The organism is Streptomyces sp. NPDC111744 (assembly GCF_055634995.1).
Genome location: NZ_JBVKCG010000037.1, coordinates 24103 through 44869, shown reverse-complemented (window position 1 = coordinate 44869; position 20767 = coordinate 24103). Strand labels below are relative to the sequence as shown.

18 protein-coding genes and 1 pseudogene are annotated in these 20767 nt (G+C 71.5%); 12 read left to right on the top strand and 7 right to left on the bottom strand.

Going from position 1 to position 20767, the window contains the following annotated elements:
* Window positions 1–266 precede the first annotated feature (266 nt).
* The 8 genes from ACZ7OO_RS41270 (at window position 267) to ACZ7OO_RS41235 (ending at window position 10178) form a co-directional block, all read left to right on the top strand.
* Window positions 267–1103 carry an undecaprenyl-diphosphate phosphatase gene (locus tag ACZ7OO_RS41270; RefSeq protein WP_471512550.1) on the top strand — a complete coding sequence of 279 codons (837 nt, stop codon included), beginning with the start codon at window positions 267–269 and terminating at the stop codon, window positions 1101–1103.
* 171 nt (window positions 1104–1274) lie between these two features.
* The gene (locus ACZ7OO_RS41265) at window positions 1275–1952 is read left to right on the top strand and encodes a FadR/GntR family transcriptional regulator (RefSeq protein ID WP_471512552.1); all 678 of its coding nucleotides are present in this window, start codon (window positions 1275–1277) and stop codon (window positions 1950–1952) included.
* The gene (locus tag ACZ7OO_RS41260) at window positions 1949–3388 is read left to right on the top strand and encodes an amino acid permease (RefSeq protein WP_471512549.1); all 1440 of its coding nucleotides are present in this window, start codon (window positions 1949–1951) and stop codon (window positions 3386–3388) included. The genes ACZ7OO_RS41265 and ACZ7OO_RS41260 overlap by 4 nt, the downstream gene beginning before the upstream one ends.
* A 43-nt stretch (window positions 3389–3431) precedes the next feature.
* On the top strand, window positions 3432–4448 hold the full coding sequence (locus ACZ7OO_RS41255) for an asparaginase (RefSeq protein ID WP_471512548.1): 1017 nt from the start codon (window positions 3432–3434) through the stop codon (window positions 4446–4448).
* A gap of 118 nt (window positions 4449–4566) precedes the next feature.
* On the top strand, window positions 4567–5970 hold the full coding sequence (gene aspA, locus ACZ7OO_RS41250) for an aspartate ammonia-lyase (protein WP_471512547.1): 1404 nt from the start codon (window positions 4567–4569) through the stop codon (window positions 5968–5970).
* Window positions 5971–6015: 45 nt separating this feature from the next.
* On the top strand, window positions 6016–6945 hold the full coding sequence (locus ACZ7OO_RS41245) for a glutaminase (RefSeq protein ID WP_471512546.1): 930 nt from the start codon (window positions 6016–6018) through the stop codon (window positions 6943–6945).
* Between the two features lie 504 nt (window positions 6946–7449).
* Entirely contained in the window at window positions 7450–8844 is a 1395-nt protein-coding gene (gene mptB / locus ACZ7OO_RS41240) for a polyprenol phosphomannose-dependent alpha 1,6 mannosyltransferase MptB (RefSeq protein WP_471512545.1), read from the top strand.
* Entirely contained in the window at window positions 8841–10178 is a 1338-nt protein-coding gene (locus tag ACZ7OO_RS41235; RefSeq protein ID WP_471512544.1) for a glycosyltransferase family 87 protein, read from the top strand. The genes mptB and ACZ7OO_RS41235 overlap by 4 nt, the downstream gene beginning before the upstream one ends.
* A gap of 89 nt (window positions 10179–10267) precedes the next feature.
* Here the strand turns inward: ACZ7OO_RS41235 and ACZ7OO_RS41230 are convergent.
* Together ACZ7OO_RS41230 and rho are read right to left on the bottom strand one after the other, a co-directional pair.
* Window positions 10268–11113, bottom strand: a pseudogene (locus ACZ7OO_RS41230) (D-alanyl-D-alanine carboxypeptidase family protein); the annotation flags it as partial.
* A gap of 94 nt (window positions 11114–11207) precedes the next feature.
* Complete coding sequence (rho, locus tag ACZ7OO_RS41225; RefSeq protein WP_471512543.1) at window positions 11208–12356, bottom strand: transcription termination factor Rho; 1149 nt, start codon at window positions 12354–12356, stop codon at window positions 11208–11210.
* A gap of 384 nt (window positions 12357–12740) precedes the next feature.
* Between rho and ACZ7OO_RS41220 the strand changes: the two genes are divergently transcribed.
* The 3 genes from ACZ7OO_RS41220 (at window position 12741) to ACZ7OO_RS41210 (ending at window position 15665) form a co-directional block, all read left to right on the top strand.
* Complete coding sequence (locus ACZ7OO_RS41220; RefSeq protein ID WP_471512542.1) at window positions 12741–13976, top strand: cytochrome P450 family protein; 1236 nt, start codon at window positions 12741–12743, stop codon at window positions 13974–13976.
* A 99-nt stretch (window positions 13977–14075) separates the two neighbouring features.
* On the top strand, window positions 14076–14807 hold the full coding sequence (locus ACZ7OO_RS41215; RefSeq protein ID WP_471512541.1) for a hypothetical protein: 732 nt from the start codon (window positions 14076–14078) through the stop codon (window positions 14805–14807).
* Between the two features lie 99 nt (window positions 14808–14906).
* Window positions 14907–15665 (top strand): class I SAM-dependent methyltransferase, encoded by a 759-nt coding sequence (locus tag ACZ7OO_RS41210; protein WP_471512540.1) that lies wholly within the window; start codon window positions 14907–14909, stop codon window positions 15663–15665.
* On the opposite strand, the gene ACZ7OO_RS41205 is transcribed toward ACZ7OO_RS41210, so the two are convergent.
* The 4 genes from ACZ7OO_RS41205 to ACZ7OO_RS41190 all read right to left on the bottom strand — a co-directional run bounded on the left by ACZ7OO_RS41205 (window position 15635) and on the right by ACZ7OO_RS41190 (window position 19141).
* Entirely contained in the window at window positions 15635–16378 is a 744-nt protein-coding gene (locus ACZ7OO_RS41205; protein WP_471512539.1) for a GntR family transcriptional regulator, read from the bottom strand. The genes ACZ7OO_RS41210 and ACZ7OO_RS41205 overlap by 31 nt on opposite strands.
* Window positions 16379–16498: 120 nt before the next feature.
* Complete coding sequence (locus ACZ7OO_RS41200) at window positions 16499–17665, bottom strand: serine hydrolase domain-containing protein (RefSeq protein ID WP_471512538.1); 1167 nt, start codon at window positions 17663–17665, stop codon at window positions 16499–16501.
* A gap of 89 nt (window positions 17666–17754) precedes the next feature.
* Window positions 17755–18159, bottom strand: coding sequence for a nuclear transport factor 2 family protein (locus ACZ7OO_RS41195; RefSeq protein ID WP_471512551.1), 405 nt, complete (start codon window positions 18157–18159; stop codon window positions 17755–17757).
* A 13-nt stretch (window positions 18160–18172) separates the two neighbouring features.
* On the bottom strand, window positions 18173–19141 hold the full coding sequence (locus ACZ7OO_RS41190) for an acetylxylan esterase (protein ID WP_352221797.1): 969 nt from the start codon (window positions 19139–19141) through the stop codon (window positions 18173–18175).
* 104 nt (window positions 19142–19245) lie between these two features.
* Here ACZ7OO_RS41190 and ACZ7OO_RS41185 point away from each other — a divergent pair, with 104 nt between their 5' ends.
* Window positions 19246–19386 (top strand): hypothetical protein, encoded by a 141-nt coding sequence (locus tag ACZ7OO_RS41185; RefSeq protein ID WP_471512537.1) that lies wholly within the window; start codon window positions 19246–19248, stop codon window positions 19384–19386.
* Window positions 19387–19471: 85 nt separating this feature from the next.
* Here ACZ7OO_RS41185 and ACZ7OO_RS41180 read toward each other — a convergent pair whose 3' ends face one another.
* Entirely contained in the window at window positions 19472–20059 is a 588-nt protein-coding gene (locus ACZ7OO_RS41180) for an Rv1733c family protein (RefSeq protein WP_471512536.1), read from the bottom strand.
* Window positions 20060–20767: the final 708 nt, after the last annotated feature.

Here is a 20767-nt window from a genome sequence, read left to right as displayed (position 1 = left end):
ATTCCCGTCTGCCTCGCGACGCCATGCACGCTCCCCCAGCCTTCGGCCGGGGGGACCCCCACTCGCCGCACCGGGCGCAGACCCAAGTACGTCCAGTACGAAGGCCTACGCCCGGCAACGCCGAGAGCACGCACCTGACGCCGCGAGGCCGCCCTCCGGGCGACGACGGGAATTGTCAGACAGCCCCTAGCTAGGACTTGCTTCAAACCCGCGCGTTGTAAGACTGTCTACCGCACTGTCGACCAAATTCTGCAGAACTGGATCCCATGAGCGCCATCTCCGTCGGTCAGGCCGCCGTCCTTGGAGTAGTCGAGGGGGTGACCGAGTTCCTCCCCGTGTCCTCCACCGGCCACCTCAAGATCACCGAGGGGCTCATGAACATCCCCGTCGACGACAACTCCGTCGTCGGGTTCTCCGCCGTCATCCAGGTCGGCGCCATCGCCGCCGTGCTCGTGTACTTCTTCAAGGACATCGTGCGGATCTGCTCCGCGTGGGGCCGGGGGCTGAGGAACCGCGAGGAGCGGGTGCACCACGACTACAAGTTCGCCTGGTGGGTCATCTACGCCACCATCCCGATCGTGATCGTGGGCCTGGCCGCCAAGCCGCTGATCGACGGCCCGCTCGGCTCGCTCTGGGTGGTCGCCGGCTCGCTGATCGTCGGCTCCGGGGTGATGTGGGCGGCGGACCAGATGGGGCGCCACAAGCGTGGTGAGGACGACACCTCCTTCAAGGACGCGATGCTGGTCGGCTGCTCGCAGATCCTCGCCCTACTCTTCCCCGGCTTCTCCCGCTCCGGCGCCACCATGTCGACCGCGCTCATCCTCGACCTGGACCGGGTCGCCGCCACCCGTCTCTCCTTCTTCCTCGGCATCCCGGCTCTGACCGGCGCCGGCCTCTACGAGCTCAAGGACGCCCTGGGCGCGGGTGTCGGCGCCGCTCCGCTCCTCGTCGGCACGGTCGTCTCCTTCGTGGTCGCCTACGCCTCCATCGCCTGGCTGCTCAAGTTCGTCGCGAAGCACTCCTTCAACGCCTTCGTGCTGTACCGGATCGTCGTCGGCCTGGCCCTCTTCGGGCTGCTCGCCACGGACGCGATCAGCGCCTGACCCGGTCATCGCTCCGCCGCGGGGTGTGACACCTGTGCATTCAGGTGTCGCACCCCGTGAATGTTTCCTTTCCGGAAGGCTTGACAGTCTCGTCCCGCAACCCGGAACATCTCACCCGTGAACCTGTCAGACAGCCGGACAGCCGGACAGCCCCCGAGGCGCGTGAGCGCCATGGAGGCGGTACTGGCGTATCTGCGCGGCGCCATCGAGCGCGGCGAGTACGCCATAGGCGACAAGCTCCCCTCCGAGGCGGAGCTGTGCCGCACCCTGGAGGTCAGCAGGCCCGTCCTGCGCGAGGCCCTGCGGGCCCTCCAGACGATGGGTCTGACCGTCTCCAAGACCGGCAAGGGCACCTTCGTCGTCGCCAGCGCCGTCGAGGACCCCACCTTCGGCGACTACGCGGCCAGCGACCTGCTCGAAGTGCGCCGCCACGTCGAGATCCCGGTCGCCGGGTACGCGGCGCTGCGCCGCACCCCGGAGAACCTGGACCACCTGGCCCATCTGCTCGACCGTATGGAGCGGGAGACGGACACCACCGCGTGGGTCGCGATGGACACCCTCTTCCACCTGGCCGTGGCCGAGGCCGCCCAGAACCCGGTCTTCCGCCGGGTCATCGAGGAGATCCGGGACGCACTGGCGCGTCAGTCGGCCTTCCTCAACGAACTGGGCGGCCGCCGCGAGCAGTCCAACCGGGAGCACCGGGCGATCGTCGAGGCGCTGATCGACGGTTCCGAACCCGACGCCGTGGACGCCATGAGCCACCACCTCGACCGCGTCGAGACGACCCTCACCCGCATCGTGCGCGCCACGCGCACGGACGAGCACACGGAAGGCGGAACCGAGGCGTGAGCGAACAGCACCTCAAAGACGAGACGCGCCCCTCGTCCCGTCACGTCGACGCCGGAGACCACGGCTACAGCAAGTCGCTGAAGCACCGGCACGTCAACATGATCGCCATCGGCGGCGCCATAGGCACCGGCCTCTTCCTCGGTGCCGGCGGCCGCCTCGCCGACGCCGGCCCCTCCCTGTTCCTCGCGTACGCGGTCTGCGGGGTCTTCGCCTTCCTCGTCGTACGCGCCCTCGGCGAGCTCGTCCTGTACCGCCCGTCCTCCGGCGCCTTCGTGTCGTACGCCCGTGAGTTCCTCGGGGAGAAGGGCGCCTACACCGCGGGCTGGATGTACTTCCTGAACTGGGCGACCACCGGTATCGCCGACATCACCGCGGTCGCCACCTACACCCACTACTGGGGGACGTTCTCCGACATCCCGCAATGGTTGATCGCATTGATCGCCCTTGCCGTTGTGTTGACCGTCAACCTGATCTCGGTCAAGATCTTCGGCGAGCTGGAGTTCTGGTTCGCGATCGTCAAGGTCAGCGCGCTGGTGATCTTCATGTGCATCGGCATCTTCCTGCTGGTCACCCAGCACCCCGTGGACGGCGCCACCCCCGGCCCCTCCCTGATCGCCGACAACGGCGGCGTCTTCCCCAACGGCCTGCTGCCCATGCTGCTGATCATCCAGGGCGTCGTCTTCGCCTACGCCTCGGTCGAACTGGTCGGTGTCGCGGCGGGCGAGACCGAGAACCCCGAGAAGATCATGCCCAAGGCGATCAACTCGATCATGTGGCGCGTCGGCCTTTTCTACGTCGGCTCGGTCGTCCTGCTGTCGATGCTGTTGCCCTGGAACAAGTACACGGCAGGGGAGAGCCCCTTCGTCACCGTCCTGTCCAACGTCGGTGTCCCGGCCGCCGGCGGTGTGATGAACCTCGTCGTCCTCACCGCGGCCATGTCCTCCCTCAACTCCGGCCTGTACTCGACCGGCCGCATCCTGCGCTCCATGGCCGTCAACGGGTCCGCCCCGAAGTTCACCGCCAGGATGAGCCGCAGCCAGGTGCCGTACGGCGGAATCCTGCTGACCAGCGGTATCTGTGTGCTCGGCGTGGGCCTCAACTTCGTCGTCCCCGCCGACGCGTTCGAGATCGTCCTCAACTTCGCGGCGATCGGCATCCTCGCCACCTGGGGCATGATCATGCTGTGTCACCTGCTCTTCTGGCAGAAGACCCAGAAGGGCGAACTCACCCGCCCCGGCTACCGACTGCCGGGCTCCCCCTGGACCGAGATCGTGACGCTGGCCTTCCTGGCCGCCGTCCTGGTCCTCATGTACGCCGACGGCGGCGCCGGACGCACCACCGTGCTGTGCCTGCCGCTGATCGTCGCCGCGCTGGTCGCCGGCTGGTACGCCATCCGCGGCCGACTCGCGCGCCCGTCCGCCGGAACCGACGCGTGAACCGCGTACCGGTCCGTCCCAACTCACCCGAGACCAGGCAGTGATGTACAGCAGTTCCCCCGCGGCCGCACCCATCGTCCGTGAGCCCCTCCACGCCCCCGTCGCCCACCTCGTCCGCGGCGGGGTCGTCGAGGGCATCCACTACGGCTCCGTCGTCGTCCTCGGCGCCGACGGCCGGGTCCAGTTCCAGCTCGGCGACATCGAGGCCGCGTTCTACCCGCGCTCGGCCATCAAGCCCGTCCAGGCCGTGGCCATGCTGCGGGCCGGCCTGCCGCTCGACGGCGAGCTGCTCTCCCTGGCCGCCGCCAGCCACTCCGGCGAGGAACGCCACCTCGCCGGAACCCGTCGGATCCTCGACCTCGCCGGCCTCACCGAGGACGACCTGCGCAACGTCCCCGACCTGCCGTACGACCCCGCGGTCCGCGACACCTGGATCCGTGAGGGCCGGTTGCCGTCGCGGCTCGCCCAGAACTGCTCCGGCAAGCATGCGGCGATGCTGTGGACCGCGAAGCTGAACGACTGGTCCCTGGAGGACTGTCTGGAGCCGGAGCACCCGCTCCAGCAGGCGATCGCCGAGATCGTCGAGGACCTGACGGGGCAGCGCATCGCCCGGACCACCGTGGACGGCTGCGGTGCGCCGCTGTTCTCCATCTCCCTGCACGGGCTCGCCCGCGCGGTGTCGCGGATCGTGGCCGCCACGCCGGGGACGCCGGAGGCGCGGGTCGCCGATGCGATGCGGGAGCATGCCGAGATGGCGTCCGGGGCGGGGCGGGATGTCGCCGCGCTGATGCGGGCCGTGCCGGGATTGCTGGCGAAGGACGGGTTCGAGGGTGTGCAGGTCGCGGCGCTGCCTGATGGGCGGGCTGTTGCCGTGAAGATCGCCGACGGGGCGAACCGGGCGCGGGTTCCTGTGGCCGCGGCGGCGTTGGCGCGGGCCGGTGTTGACCCTGCTCTGCTCACGGAGTTCGCGGGTGAGGCGTTGCTCGGTGGGGGCCGGGAGGTCGGGCGGGTGCGGCCTGTTCGGTCGCTGGAGCCTGTTGTGGTCTCGGCTTGCGCCTAGTGGGCCGGGCCGACTCGTTGTTCGGCGGCTGCGGGCCGGGTGTGGCTGGTCGCGCAGTTCCCCGCGCCCCCTGACGGGGCGCTCATGTTCACCCTCTCAGAAAGAGATCTACACCCTCATGACCTTCCGTACCGAGCACGATCTGCTTGGCGACCGCGACGTTCCCGTCGACGCCTACTGGGGTGTGCACACCCTGCGGGCCACCGAGAACTTCCCCATCACCGGGACGCCGATCTCCGCCTACCCGCATCTGATCGACGCCCTCGCCGCCGTCAAGGAGGCCGCTGCTCTCGCCAATGAGGAGCTGGGGCTGCTGGCGCCCGCCAAGGCCGCCGCGATCGTCGCCGCCTGTCGGGAGATCCGGGACGGCAAGCTGCACGACCAGTTCGTCGTCGATGTCATCCAGGGCGGTGCCGGTACCTCGACGAACATGAACGCCAACGAGGTCGTCGCCAACCGGGCGCTGGAGTTGATGGGGCACGGGAAGGGGCAGTACCAGTACCTGCACCCCAATGAGGACGTCAACCTCGGTCAGTCCACCAACGACGTCTACCCGACCGCCGTCAAGATTGCGACCGTCTTCGCGGTGCGTGGACTGCTCAGGGCGATGGCTGTACTCCAGGACGCCTTCGGCCGGAAAGCCGTCGAGTTCCGTGATGTGCTCAAGATGGGCCGTACACAGTTGCAAGATGCGGTTCCCATGACGCTCGGTCAAGAGTTCTCCACCTTTGCCGTCATGATCGACGAGGACCGCTGCCGTCTTGACGAGGCCGTCGAGTTGATCCATGAGATCAACCTGGGTGCCACCGCCATCGGGACCGGCCTCAACGCGCCCGCCGGATACGCCGAGTCGGCCCGCCGGCACCTCGCCGGGATCACCGGGCTGCCCCTGGTCACCGCCGCGAACCTGGTGGAGGCGACCCAGGACTGCGGGGCGTTCGTGCAGATGTCCGGCGTGCTGAAGCGGATCGCGGTCAAGCTCAGCAAGAGCTGCAACGACCTGCGGCTGCTGTCCTCCGGGCCGCGCGCGGGGCTCGGCGAGATCAATCTGCCGCCCGTGCAGGCCGGTTCGTCGATCATGCCCGGCAAGGTCAACCCGGTCATCCCCGAGGTCGTCAACCAGGTCGCCTTCGAGGTCATCGGCAACGACGTCGCCATCACCATGGCCGCCGAGGCCGGGCAGCTCCAGCTCAACGCCTTCGAGCCGATCATCCTGCACTCCCTGTCCGAGAGCATCACGCATCTGCGGAACGCCTGCCTGACGCTGGCCGAGCGGTGCGTCGACGGCATCACCGCCAACACCGACGTCCTGCGGGCGACGGTCGAGAACTCCATCGGTCTGGTCACCGCTCTCAACCCGTACATCGGGTACACGGCGGCCACCGACATCGCCAAGGAGGCCCTCGTCACCGGCCGGGGCGTGGCGGAACTCGTCCTGGAGAAGGGGCTGTTGCCGGCCGAGCGGCTCGCGGATCTGCTGCGTCCCGAGGTCGTCGCCGGCAGTGGTTCACCCCTCGTCTGACCTGCGGGAACGCGCCAGGACCGGCGGGGAGGCACAATAGTGATCATGACAATGACGTCGTCACCGGCCTTTCTGCCGGTTTTGGAGCGGATCGCGGAGGAGATCGAGCGGACGCCCGGCCGCGGGCGCCCCGCCGACTACATACCGGCGCTCGCCGCCTGCGACCCCCGCAGCTTCGGCATGGCCGTCGCCGAGCTGGACGGCACGGTCTACGGCGTGGGCGACTGGCGGCAGCCGTTCTCCACGCAGTCCATCACCAAGGTCTTCACCCTCGCCCTCGACCTGGCCCGTGAGGGCGACGAACTCTGGGAGCACGTCGGCCGCGAACCCTCCGGTAACCCCTTCAACTCCCTGGTGCAGCTGGAGTACGAGAACGGCATCCCGCGCAACCCCTTCATCAACGCGGGCGCCCTAGTCGTCACCGACCGCCTCCAGACCCGTACCGGAGACGCGGCCGGCGAACTCCTCGCCTTTCTGCGCGCCGAGAGCGGCAACGCCGCCCTGGACTTCGACAAGGGCGTGGCAGCCTCCGAGTCCCAGCACGGCGACCGCAATGCCGCCCTGGCCCACTTCATGGCCTCCTACGGCAACATCGACAACGAGGTGCCCGTCCTCCTCGACCAGTACTTCCGCCAGTGCTCCGTCGCCGCTTCCTGCGCCGACCTCGCCCTGGCGACCACGTTCCTGGCCCGCCACGGCATCCGGGCCGACGGCACCCGCCTCCTCACCCGCAGCCAGGCGAAGCAGGTCAACGCGGTGATGCTGACCTGCGGGACGTACGACGCGGCGGGGGACTTCGCCTACCGGGTCGGCCTGCCCGGGAAGAGCGGGGTGGGCGGCGGCATCATCGCCGTGGTCCCGGGGCGTTGTGCCCTGTGCGTGTGGAGCCCGGGTCTGGACGAGCGGGGCAACTCGGTGGCGGGAGTGGCCGCGCTGGACAGGTTCACGACGCTCACGGGTCTGTCGGTGTTCTAGGGCCTGTCTGACAATTCCCGTCTGCCTCGCGACGCCATGCACGCTCCCCCAGCCTTCGGCCGGGGGGACCCCCACTCGCCGCACCGGGCGCAGACCCAAGTACGTCCAGTACGAAGGCCTACGCCCGGCAACGCCGAGAGCACGCACCTGACGCCGCGAGGCCGCCCTCCGGGCGACGACGGGAATTGTCAGACAGGCCCTGGCCGGTGGCCGGTGTTCTGTGCGGCCGGGCCGAGCACCCCCGTCACGAGCACGCGGGCGTGCGCGGCGTCGGGGCCGTCCGGGCGGAACAGGATCCGCGGTGGCCCGGCTCCGGCCGGCCGCACGCTCGGTGTCACACTGCCATCGACCCGGCGCCACACCGCTGAAAACCGGGACGGCTCCGGGTGCGTGCGGCGGGGAGAAGAGGATCCACCACCCACAGGTAACAACTAGGCCGCTTCCAGGAAAACGCCCCGTCGCTTTCTGGCCACCCACCATTGACACGCTGACCCAGTGTTGGCCATGGCTTTCCCCGTCGATCTACGCCGCTGCCAGGTACTCGGCCTGGCCGGCACCGCCTTCCTGGCCCTGGGAGGTGAGACAGCCGGTGCCCTGCCCGTGGAGGATCTCCTCGCGCCGAGCTCCGTGCAGGCGGCTTTCGGCCTGGTCGGGGTCTACTTCGGCGTCGTGCTGCTCATCGCGGCCTGGCTGCTGCTGGGCCGCCTCGTGCGCAGTGGCGAACCACCCACCCCCCGGCAGCTGTTGCTGGTCCTCGCGGTCTGGGCGGCCCCGCTGCTGCTCGCGCCCCCGCTGTTCAGCCGGGACGTATACAGCTACCTCGCACAGGGCGCGATGGTCGACGCGCACATGGACGTCTACACGGCGGGACCCGCCCAGCTCGGCGGTCCGCTGGCCGACGAGGTCGCCCCGGTCTGGCAGAACACCGCCGCCCCGTACGGTCCCGCGTTCATGGGTGTGGCCTCGCTGCTGTCCGGCCTGACCCGGGGCGAACTCCCGGCCGGGCTCTTCGGGATGCGCCTGGTCGCCCTGCTCGGCGTGGGCCTGATGGCGGCCGCGCTGCCCCGGCTCGCCCGGCACAGCGGTGCCGACCCGGCCGCCGCGCTCTGGCTCGGCGCCCTCAACCCCCTGGTGCTGCTGCACCTGGTCGCGGGCGCCCACAACGACGCGATCATGCTCGGTCTGCTGGGCCTCGGTCTGGTCGCGGCGCTCGGCCGCTGGCCGCTCCTCGGAGCCGTGCTCGTCACGCTCGCGGCACTGGTGAAGGCACCGGCCGCACTGGGCCTGCTGGCGATCATCGTCGTACAGGCGCGCAAGGGCCGCAGCCCGGTGGGCGCCACCCTGCTGACGGCGGCCGCCTCCGGTGCCACGACGGTGGTCGCGACCGCGGTCGCCGGTACCGGGTACGGCTGGATAAGGGCGCTCGACACGCCCGTCTCCGCGCACAACTGGGCGCTCAGCAGCCTGCTCGGCCGGGCCACCGGCGCGCTCCTCGAACACCTCGGCAGCGATCTGGCACCGCTGGCCGTCCCGGCCTGGCATCTGCTCGGGCTCGCGCTCACCGCGGTGACCGTGCTGCTGATATGGCTCCGGCTGCGGCCCCGCCCGATCTACGCCCTCGGCCTGAGCCTGGCCGCGGTCGCCGCCTTCGGACCGGCGATCCGGCCCTGGTACGCGATCTGGGGCCTGTTCCTGATAGCGGCAGCGGCGCCCAGCACCTCGGTGCGGCACCGGGTGGCCGCCGTCACCGGAGTGCTCGCGCTCGCGGTGCTGCCCAGCGGCGGCCCCGCCGACGTCGGCCAGCTGATCCTCGCCGTCTCCGGCGGGGTGCTCGGCGTGGTCGTGCTGTGGCAGGCCCACCAGGCCGCGCAGGCCCCGGCCGTGGGACGTACGGCATGAGAGGGCCGAGCACCGACCGGGGGAGACTGCTGCTCGTCCTGGTCCTGGTCGCCGCCGTGACCGCGTTCACGGCCACGGTGCCACTGCTGCGCGACTGGTTCGACCTGCGCGTCTACTACGGCACCGTGCACACCTGGGTGCACCACGGCGGGCGGATCTACGACTACCGGGTGCCCGGGACGACGTACGGCTTCACCTATCCGCCGTTCGCCGCGGTCGGCATGCTGCCCATGGCAATGGTGGGGCTGCACGTGGCCATCGCGGCCTCGCTGCTGGTCAACCTGGCCGCGCTGGCCTTCGTGCTGCGCATCCTGGCCGGGCCGGGCTGGCGGCGCTGGGGCTGGTACCGCTGGGCGCTGGCCCTGTGCGCGCTGGCGCTGTTCGAGCCGCTGCGGGACACCTTCAGCTTCGGCCAGGTGAACCTGGTGCTGCTCGCCCTGGTCCTGGGCGACTGCTGTCTGCTGCGCAGCGGGCGGGGGCGCTGGGCGGGGGTGGGGATCGGGCTCGCCGCCGCCGTCAAGCTCACCCCCGCGCTCTTCATCGGCATGCTGCTGCTCGCCCGTAGGTGGCGGGCGGCGGCGACCGCGACGGCGGTGGCGTTCGCCGCCACCGGGCTCGCCGCCTGGGCCGACCCGAAGGCGTCCCGCTTCTACTGGACGCAGGCGCTCTGGGACACGAGCCGGGTCGGCCGGCTCGACTATGTGTCGAACCAGTCGCTGCAAGGCGTACTGGCCCGGCTCGGCCACCCGGACAAGCCGCTGTGGGCCACGGCCGTGCTGCTCACACTGGCCGTGTGGGCGTGGCGGACCCGTAAGGCGGTGGCGGCCGAGGACTGGACGGCCGCCTTCGCGCTCACCGGTCTCGCCGCCTGCCTGGTCAGCCCGATCACCTGGGTGCACCACCTGGTCTGGGCGCTGCCCTCGTTCGCGCTGCTGGCCCGCGCGGGGTACCCGCGGATCGCGGGCGCTCTCTACGCGGTGATGTGCACCAGCGTGGTGTGGCTGTGGTTCGACGACGCGTCGGGCGTCGACGGGTTCTTCGGCAGCAACCTCTACACCTGGATCACCCTGGGTCTGCTGCTGGGCCTGCCGACCGGTCAGTCCCGCGCGGAGCGGTCGCCCCTGAGCCGCACGGCGAGGGTCACGGCGCCCACGCCGAGCACCGCGAAGCCCGCGGCCATGGCGGTGTCGGACCAGCCGGAGTCGTCCTCCGGTGCGGCGGCCGCCGCCATCGGTACGGTGCTCGGACCCGGCCGCGGCTTGGCCCGCAGAGCGTCCAGCGAACCCACCGGGTCGACCCGTCCGGCCGCATCGAAACCCCAGTCGAGCAGCTGACGGGCCTCGTCGTACACGCCGCCGTCCTGGGGGTTCATCACCGTCACGACCAGGGTGCGGCCGCCCCGCCGGGCGGCGGCGACGAGGGTGTTGCCGGCGTTGCTGGTGTAGCCGTTCTTGATCCCGATCAGTCCGGGATAGCGCGCCACACCGTCCTCGCCGGTCAGCAGCCGGTTGGTGTTCTCGATGCCGAACGACCAGCCGTCGCCGGCGGGGAAGCGGGCCGCGGCGGTGGAGCAGTAGCGGGCGAAGTCAGGGTTGCGCAGCCCGGCCCGGCCGAACACCGCCAGGTCGAACGCCGAGGAGACCTGCCCCGGTGCGTCGTAGCCGTCGGGGGACTTGACGCGCGTGTCGAGGGCGCCCAGGGCACGTGCCTTTGCCTGCATTCGGGAGACGGTGCGGTCCCAGCCCCCGTCGAGCGCGGCCAGGACGTGCACGGCGTCGTTGCCGGAGCTGAGGAAGACCCCGCGCCACAGATCGGCCACCCGGTAGGTGTGCCCCTCCTCGACGCCGACCAGGCTGCTGCCCTCGGCGACGTCCGCCAGTTCCTCGGGTGTCACCCGGTGCTCCAGACCGGGCGGCAGGACCGGCAGCACGGTCAGCGCGAACAGGGTCTTCAGTGTGCTGGCCGGCGGCAGCTCGCGATGTGCCTCGTTCGCCGCCAGCACCTGGCCGTTGGCCGCGTCGGCGACCAGCCAGGAGAGCGCGGAGACGTCCGGTACCTCCGGCACCCCGGGGTGCGGCCGTACCTGTGTGCCGGAGTGGTACAGCAGGGACGGCCCGGGCACCACCGCACTCGGGGGCGGGGCCGGGGCCGGCGCCCCGATGCCGGCGGTGGCCGTACCGGACGTGAGCGCCAGCAGGCCCGTCAGACAGAGGGCGCAGCTCGACACCACCGCTCGGCGAGGAAATCGGTCAGGGAATCCGATCGTCATATGATCAACGTAGGAAGGGAGCCGGTGTCCCGCGCGCAGCCTGGGCCGGACGGACGCACTGAGCAACCCGGATGCCGCACGCCCGGCTCCGGTGTCAGCCCGCCGGCAGGGTCGGCTGGACACGGCGCAGGAAGGTGGCGTTGTCCGGCGTCTCGCGCATCCGCTCAAGGAGTGTCTCCAGGCCGGAGGGCGTCCCCTCCCGGCTCTGCAGGGCCCGGCGCAGTCCGCGTACGGCGGTCAACTCGGCCGGGGCGAACAGGAGTTCCTCGCAGCGGGTGCCGGAGGGGGCGATGTCCACGGCCGGGAAGACCCGCCGGGAGGCCAGTTCGCGGTCCAGGCGCAGCTCCATGTTGCCGGTGCCCTTCAGCTCCTCGAAGAAGTAGCCGTCGGCGCGGGAGCCGGTGTCCACCAGGACGGTGGCGAGGATGGTGAGCGAGCCGCCTTCCTCGGCCTTGCGGGCGGCGCCGAAGAACCGTTTGGGGCCGAGCAGCGCGCCGGCGTCGACGCCGCCGCTGAGGGTACGGCCGTTGGATGCGGCCGCGTTGTTGTGGGCCCGGCACAGCCGCGTCAGGGAGTCCAGGAGGATGACGACGTCCCGGCCGTCCTCGACGAGCCGCTTGGCCCGCTCGACGACGAGTTCGGCGAGGGCGATGTGCTCCTTGGCGGGCCGGTCGAAGGTGGAGGCGTACACCTCGCCCTGGACCGAGCGCCGCATGTCGGTGACTTCCTCGGGGCGTTCGTCGAGCAGCAGCACCATGAGGTGGCACTCCGGGTGGTTGCCGGCGACGGCGGCCGCGAACTGCTGGAGCAGCACGGTCTTGCCGGTCTTCGGCGGGGCCACGATCAGCCCGCGCTGCCCCTTGCCGACGGGGGCGAACAGGTCGGTGACCCGTCCGGCGAGCCCGGAGGCGGGGTGTTCGAGGCGGATCCGCTCGTGCGGGTGCAGCGGGGTCAGATCGCGGAAGTGACGGCGCCCGCGCTGCTCTTCGGGCGTGCGGCCGTTGACGCGCGTGACCTCGGTCAGGATGCGCTGGTTGCCCCGGACGCCCTCGACGAGGTCGCCCTTGCGCAGGCCGTGACGGCGGATCAGCGCGGCGGAGACCTGCGGGTCCGCCGGGGAGGACTGGCAGCTCGGGGCCCGCAGATGCCCCTTCCCGCCCGCGTCGATGTCGAGGACACCGGTGACGGGCCGGGCGGCGGGCTGGGCCTGCTGCTGTACGGGAGGTTCGAGTGTGGTGGTCATGAGAGGTGGTCCTTTCGGGGACGGAAAACAGGAGAGGAAGGGGGAGTGGGCCGCGAGCGGGAGGCGTACACACGGGCCTCGGTGCGGCGGGAACGACACCTCGGGAACGGCACAGAAAGCCCTGGTCACGAGGTGCCGCGGAGAAGCCGGGGGCCGGTCGCAAAGCGACGGCCGAAGCGGCTGGAGGAGAGGGAACCGGCACCGGCGCCCGACTAGGGGGCGACCACAGGTGCTGATCGCACTATACCCGGTGTTCCGTACTCGTCAACATGGCACCGGTCACCGGTATTCCCGGACGCGACGTGGCCGGGAACCCCGCATCCCGGCGGCTCGGGTGCGCCTACGATCGGCCGTGCCCGCGTACTACGGCCGTCAGGAGCGCCGGTGGAGACCTCGTCCGTGCCACACCGCCTGGACCCCGCCGGCGGCTGCCCGCACGCCGACAACGCCAGGCTGCTCGCGCGCGGCGCCGTGGCACCGGTCGTCCTGCCCGGCGGTGTCGAGGGCATGGCCGTACTCGGGCACGAGACGCTCAGGGAGTTCCTCCAGCATCCCGAAGTCGCCAAGAGCCCAGGGCACTTCACCGAGCTGCGCGAGGGCCGGATCCCCGCGGGCTGGCCGCTGCTGACCTTCGCCACCGTACGGGGCATGACCACCGCCGACGGGGACGACCACCGCAGGCTGCGCGGACTGGTCAGCCGGGCCTTCACACCCCGCCGGGTCGAGGAACTGCGACCCCGGACAGAGCAGTTGACCGCATCCCTGCTGGACGACCTGGAGCGGGCCGCGGTGGACGGAGTCGCCGATCTGCGGCGGCACTTCGCACTGCCCCTTCCGATGAGCGTGATCGGTGAACTCCTCGGCGTGGACACGGAGTTCCGCGACCGGCTGCACCACCTGTCCAACCAGGTCGTGGCCACCGACATCGAACCGGCCGAGGCCGTGGCCGCCAACCGGGAACTGGTCGCCGTCCTCGCCGCCGTCGCCGCGGCCCGGTCCGAGCGGCCCGGCGACGATCTCACCAGCGCCCTGATCGCCGCCCGCGACGAGGACGGCGACCGGCTCGCGCAGGAGGAGCTGATCGGCATCCTGGTGCTGATGATCATCGCCGGGCACGAGACCACGCTCAACCTGATCACCAACGCCGTGCGCGCCCTGTGCGGGCACCGCGACCAGCTCGACCTGGTGCGCAGGGGCGAGGCGAGCTGGGCGGACGTGGTGGAGGAGACGCTGCGCTGGGACGCGCCGGTGAGCTACTTCCCGTTCCGCTATCCCGTGCGGGACCTGACCGTCGGCGGCGCGGTGATCCCGGCGGGCACCCCGGTGCTGGCCGGTTACTCCGCCGCCGGCCGCGATCCGGCCGCGCACGGCCCGGACGCCGACCGGTTCGACGTCACCAGGCCCGCCCGCCCCGACGCCGTCCGCCATCTCTCCCTCGGCCACGGCGCCCACTACTGCCTGGGCGCCCCGCTGGCCCGGCTGGAGGCCACGGTGGCCCTGGAGCGGCTCTTCGACCGTTTCCCCGCCCTGGACCTCGCCGTGCCCGAGGACGGCCTCGCCCGGCAGGCCGGCTTCGTCGGCAACAGCGTCCGTGCCCTCCCGGTACGCCTGCGCGCCTGAGCCGCATACCAGCCATAGGAACCCCCGATGGCCCTTCCCCGACGCATTTCTTGTTCTGGCCATAAGCCCTACCTACGCTGCCACCACCGCACTTCGGCGGTGCGCAGCACGGTCGTCAACTCCGGTCACTTCGGCTACATGTTCTTCGGCGCCGGTCAACTCACCCTGGACGGCGGCACCGTCGTCAACTCCGCGCGGGCCACCTTCCTCAACAAGGGCCAGCAGACGGCGATCTCGGTCGACGGCTCGCAGGGCGCCCGGCTCAACCCGCGGGACGGCGTCATCCTGCAGATAATCGAGCTGGACGACCCGGGTCCGGTCGACGTCAACGGCAAGATGATGAACATCGGCGTCCACACCGAGCCCACCACCGACCCGGCCAAGGATTCCTCCTTCGACGTCACCGCCATCCACTCCACCGACGGCGCCGCCACCTTCCGTTCCATCAAGCTGACGGGCGACTTCTACAACGGCTTGCGGGGCGGCAAGAACATGGTCCTCACCTTCGAGGACTCCCGTGTCGAGGGCGTCATCTCGGCGACCACCGCCAAGCACCGGTTGTCCTCGATCGACTCGTCCACCTTCTACGAGCTGGGCATCGTCCCCAACAGCGTGCAGGCCGCCGTGAACAACGGGGTCGTCGTCCGGCTGAACAGCGGCTCGACGTGGACGGTCACCGGCACCTCGTATCTGACCAGCCTCACCGTCGCCGCCGACGCGGCCGTGCGGGCGCCGCGCGGCAGGACGGTGAAACTGACCGCGGACGGCACCGAGACCGCCATCACCGCCGGCTCCACCTGCACGGGAGCCCTCACGCTCACCGTGGCGTGAAACCCGGTGCCGCGGCATGACACCCGGCCGGAGGCGCGGTCCCTCGCGGGTCCGTGCCTCCGCCGTGTCCGGTGCCGGTGGCTCCCGTAAGCTGGCCGGATGTTCAGCCCCGAAGGCCCGAGCCTCCGCGAGCTCACCGTCCAGGCCCTGTCCTCGGTCGAGCGCGGTTACGACCTGCTGGCCCCGAAGTTCGACCACACCCCCTTCCGGACCTCGGACTCGCTCCTGGAGGCGGTCGCCAAGGCGCTCGCCCCGCTCGGCCCGTTCACGGACGGGCTCGACCTGTGCTGCGGGACCGGCGCCGGTCTGGACGTGCTCGCCCAGGTGTGCCGGAACAGCGTCACCGGCGTCGACTTCAGCGCCGGCATGCTCGACATCGCCCGGCGCCTGCCCCCGCCCGACGGGCCGGACGTCAACTGGGTGCGGGCCGACGCCCGGGCCCTGCCCTTCGGGGCCGCCTTCGACCTGGTCGTCAGCTTCGGGGCGTTCGGGCACTTCCTGCCCCGGGAGCTGCCCGGCCTCTTCGACCAGGTCCACTCGGCACTGCGACCGGACGGCGTCTTCGCCTTCCCGGTGCTGGCGCCGTCCCGCCCCACCGGCTTCGGGTTCTGGATGCTGCTCGGCTTCGACGCCGTGATGCGGGTGCGCAACGCCCTGTGGCGGCCGCCGTTCGTCATGTACTACCGGGCCTTCCGACTCGGGTCTGTGCTGGGGGAGTTGGAGCGGGCGGGGTTCTCGGCGGAGCTGTGCGCGCTGCCCGGGTTCGGCCGGCGTGACGACGGCAGCCCGCGCGCCCGGCTCGTCCTGGCCAGGAAGGGCGGCGAAGGTCAGCCCGCCGCGGGGACCGTGAACTCGTAGACCAACGCGTCCTGCCGGGCGTCCACCACGAGGTCGGTGATCTCCAGCGGGCGGGCGTACTGGTCGTGCACCCGGCGGGTCACCCGGACCGAGGCCGCGTCCGCGACCTGGCTTATCGAGTCCCGGTGGTGCAGGGTCAGGCCGGCCTTGCGCATCCAGTCGTAGGCCCGGCGCAGTTGTGCGGCGGCCGCACCGTCGGCCCGGTCCCGGTAGCGGCCCAGTTCCTCGACCTCGGTCAGTGCGACGGTCGAGAAGGAGGTCACGGCGGTGCGCAGGGCGCGGCCGTCGGGGGAGGCGGACTCGTAGCGGTGGACAAGGGTCGGCCGGTGCGGGGCGAGGCCGAGTGCCGCCGCGTGCTCCGGTGGTGGCTCCTCCCAGGTCACCGTGGCCCGGTCGACCGCGCCGTGCTCCGTGGTCCCGGCGCCCACCGGGAACGCCAGGGAGACGGGGCTCTCCACCGGCCGGCCGCGCAGCGTGGCGTGACTGCCCCGCCGGTCGGTGGCGACCAGACCGCTGTGGCGCAGCACCTCCAGCGCCTGCCGGACGGTCTCCCGGCTGACGCCGAAGTGCTGTGCCAAGTGCCTTTCCCCCGGCAGTCGTTCGCCCGGCGGAATGGTGCCGTCGCGCAGTTCGGCGAGAAGCTGTCTCGCGATCCGCCAGTACAGGGGCTGCTCTTCGCTCTCGGAGTGGGCGTGCTGGGTGGTGCGGGCCATGCCGCGCCTCCTGTTGGTGACAAGACGTAGCCGTGCGGGCTCATTGCGCGACCAGATCTAGCATTGGTCTAAACCATCAGGGAAGGGCGGCTCACAGGTTCGGCCGAAACCGAACCGGGCTCACAGGCTCGTGTAGAGGGCGTTCACCAGGGCCGTCTTTCGTGGATCATCCGCGATCCGTGGACCCATCCGGTTCATCACGTACCCCAGCGAGACCCCCGCCTCCGGATCGGCCAGCCCGCACGAACCACCGAATCCGTCGTGCCCGAAGGCCCGTGGGTTCGGTCCGTAGGAGCCGTTCACCCCACTCAGCCACAGGCCGAGCCCCACCTCGGTCTCGTGCTCGAAACCCGTCCCGAGCACCAGGTCACGGCAGCTGCCCTGCCCCTGACGCACCCGCTCGGCCGCCTCCGGGGACAGCAGACGCAGGCCGCCGTACTCGCCCCGGCCCGCGAACACGCCGTACAGCGCGGCCACCGCCCGGGCCGTGCCGTGGCCGTTGGCCGCCGGGATCTCGGCCGCCCGCCACTCCGGCGTGTTCGCCGCGCTCGCGCCCACCCCCGGGTTGGCCAGGGCCGCGACCGCCGCCGGTGCCAACTGGCTGAAGATCGCAGCCTGTTCACTGTCCGACATGATCCGTGGATGCTCCAGCACCGCCACCCGCCCGGACTCCTTCTCCGGCAGCCCGACCGTGAAGTCGATGCCCAGCGGCCCGGTCACCTCCCGCTCCAGAAACGCCCCCGGCGACAGCCCCGACACCCGCCGCACCACCTCGCCGACCAGGAAGCCGTAGGTCAGCGCGTGATACCCCGACCGTGTTCCCGGCTCCCACCAGGGCTCCGTCGCCGCCAGCCGGGCGGTCGTCAGCTCCCAGTCGTACAGCTGCTGGAGCGAGTGCGGCTCCCGCAGGCCGGACAGGCCGGCGCGGTGTGAGAGCAGATGCCGGACGAGGACCCGCCCCTTTCCCGCCGCCGCGAACTCGGGCCAGTAGTCGGCCACCGGCGCGTCGAGGTCGAGCAGCCCCCGGTCGGCGAGGATGTGTGCGCACAGGGCCACCGGGCCCTTCGTCGTCGACCAGACGTTCACCAGGGTGTCCCGCTCCCACGGCCGGATGCGCGCCGGATCCGCCCAGCCGCCCCACAGATCCACGACCGTCTCGCCGTCGACCGTGACCGCCACGGCGGCGCCCAGCTCCTCACGGTCCCGGAAGTTCTCCTCGAAGGCCTCCCGCACCGCCTCGAAACGCGGCTCGCAGTGACCGTGGACCTGTGGCTCGTGCTCGGACATGCGCCCTCCGTCGTACGCCGGAAAGCCCGGGCCGCGACGCTGCGGCCCGGGCACCCAGAACGTACCGACTGGTCGGACTGGAGGGAAGGTCAGTGGACGAAGGGATCCCCGTACGGCTCCTGGTGCCCCTCGGTGGTGTGCCAGTAGTCCCGGCTCTCCACCGCCAGGCCCCGCGCGTCGAAACGCACGAACACGCATCCGGCCAGCGTGGCCGCCGTGCCGCTCTCCTCGCAGAACACCCGGAACTCGGCCACCGCGACCCCGTCAGGGCCCACCAGCGGCGCGGAGAACCGTACGTCCGTCACCTGTTCCCCTTCGAACGACCAGCGCAGATACGCGGCGAGCGCGTCCCGTCCCCGGTGCGGTGCGCGGAACGGCATCGAGCGGTGCACACAGTCCTCGGCGTACAGGGCGAGCAGTGCGTCCACGTCGTGCGCGGCCCAGCCCCGCTCCCAGACCCGGACGAACCGCTCGGCGGCCGCGCGCGCGTCCATCTCCTCCGAATCGTCAGGCATATGCGCGCAGCCAGCGCATCTTCGCCGCCTCGTGGTACGGCCCGCCGCCCTCGTGGTCGTTGAAGTCGTACACCTCGATCGCCTTGTCCTCGTGCGCCCAGGAGTTGAAGGCCGCGAACACCGTCGACGGCGGGCAGGTCTGGTCCTCCAGCGCCGCCGAGAACAGCGCCGGGGCCCGGCCGCGCGCCGCGAAGTGCACCCCGTCGAAGTAGGAGAGGGTGCGCTGCACCTCGGCCGAACGGCCGCGGTGCGTCTTGAGGAACAGCGCGATCTCACGGTAGGGGTGACGGTCCGTCAGGGTGGTGGCGCGCGGGAAGTCGCACAGGAACGGCACGTCAGGCGCCACCGCGACCAGGTCCGGAACGAGGCCGCCGGCCGCGAGGGTGATCCCGCCGCCCTGGCTGGCCCCGAGCGCCACCGTCCGCGCCGCGTCGGTGAGCGGATGCGAGCGCGCCGCCTCGATCGCCCGGACCGCGTCCGTGTACACCCGGCGGTAGTAGTAGTTCTCGGGCGCGTCGATGCCCCGCGTCATGAACCCGGGGAACGCCGGCGCGCCGCCCACCGGGTCGGCGGTGCCACCCCCGCCGCCCCAGGCGCTGCCCTGGCCCCGGGTGTCCATCACGAAGTGCGCCCGCCCGGTCGACGCCCACAGCAGGTTCTCGTGGGCCAGGCCGCGCCCGCCGCCGTAGCCGATGAACTCCACTATCAGCGGCAGCGGCTCGGTGGCGCCGGCCGGCAGCCGCAGCCAGCCCTTGACCGGGTGCCCGCCGAACCCGGCGAAGGTCACGTCGTACACCTCGACCGTGGACAGCCCGGTGTCGACCGGATCGAAGCGGGCGTCGAGATCGTGCTCGCGGGCCTCCTGGAGCGTCTTGGACCAGAAGGCGTCGAAGTCCTCGGGCGCCACCGATGCACTGCGGTGTTCACGGAGTTCGTCGAGGGGAAAGTCGAACAGGGCCATCAACAACCGCCTTTGGTGAAGGGATCGTGCGGATGATCACACCGTACGTGGGTGGTCTGACGAGTCGCCAGGCCTCCGCGCCGCCCGGCGCCTACGATGACCCCATGCCGTCAACCGTTGATCTGCTGGTCAAGGACGCCGGACTGCTCGTCGTCGACGGCGGGCGGGAGATCCCGGGCGGCTGGGCCGCCGTCACAGGTGGTCGGGTCACCTCGGTCGGGGCGAACCGGTCCTGCCGGGGCTGACCGAGGCGCTGCGCACGCACGCGCGCGTGTCCCGCCGGATGCAGCAGACGTCGGAGTAGGGGATACGCCGGGGCCTCAGGGCTCCTCAGGCGCGGCCGCGGGTCCAGTCCGGTCCGGTGCGTGCCCACTCCTGCTCCCACTCGGCGAGCCGGTGCCGCAGTGCGACCCGGCGGACGACACCGTGGCATAGCAGCACCACGGCCGCCGCGCCGCCCGCTCCGCACACGCCCACGGTGACCGTGTGCTGCCAGACGGCGACCTCGTTGGGCGGCGGGGCGACACCGTGCCCCTGACGGTCGAACCACACGTCCACCGTGTCACCGGTCCGGGTCCCCGCCGGCACCCGGGCCAGGGCGGTCTTCGTCCCCTTGCCGGGTTCGGTCCAGCGGACGTCCGCCTGGTAGGAGTGCTCCCGGTCGCCGCTCTGCACCGACGGCAGCTGCCCCGGCGTGTTCCCGACGACCACCCCCCGGACCATGTGCCGCTCGGCCCGCTCCACCGTCGCCACCGACCGCGCCTGATCATGGGCCCACAGTCCCACCACCGCCCCCATCAGGGGTGCACCCACGCCCAACAGGACCGCGACGGCCAGCGCGATCCATGCCTCCACCATGTCGGACTTGCGCCGCAGCGGGTTGTGCCGCCAGCGCCAGCCACGCGCCCGGGTACGCATGTCGACCTCCTCGCCGCCACGGGAGCCGTAGGGCCGGACAGCCGGTCCGCAGCTCCCAGCGTGCCCCCCCTGCACGCGAGCGTCCACATCGGTCTTGTACCCCGTACGGAGCACCTCGCCCACCTGCCGGAGCCACGAAGGGCACACCGGCTGAAGCACACGTTCCGCCGCGCGCCGCCCCCCGGCCCCGGCGCCCCGCGGCACCCGGACCGCACGCCCCCGGCAGGCGGTCCGTAAGGCCCCGTTCAGCCGACTCGCTCGCCACCGTGTGTAGCCATCCGGAGACCTCACCGCCCTCCAGCTGCCCTGCCCGGACGATCACGGTCGTCGGACGTGGTCCGACCTGTCTCGACGGGGTCGTCGAGAGGCGGCCCCTCTTCCTCCGCATGCGGCCTGCCCAAGTACACGGTGTCGAAGGCCCCGGCGCCGTGATAGGTGAGCGTGACCGTCGGACTCTCGTCCCCGCCGAGTCCCGCCCATTCCACCCTGGGGTCCCGTCCGGCAGGGTGCCCGAACGGCGGAGGCTCCGGCATCGAGGTCGTGGGCGAGGCGGCCGACGGCGCGGAGTGCGTGGACCTGGCCAGGAGGCTGCGCCGGCCGTTCGCCCCAGAGCTTCCTCCCCCGCCCGCCACCGCCACCTCGGCCAGGCGGCCGGTTGCGGCCCCCGGGCCTCGGCCGAAAGGACGACGCCCGGGGCGGCTCGGGGGC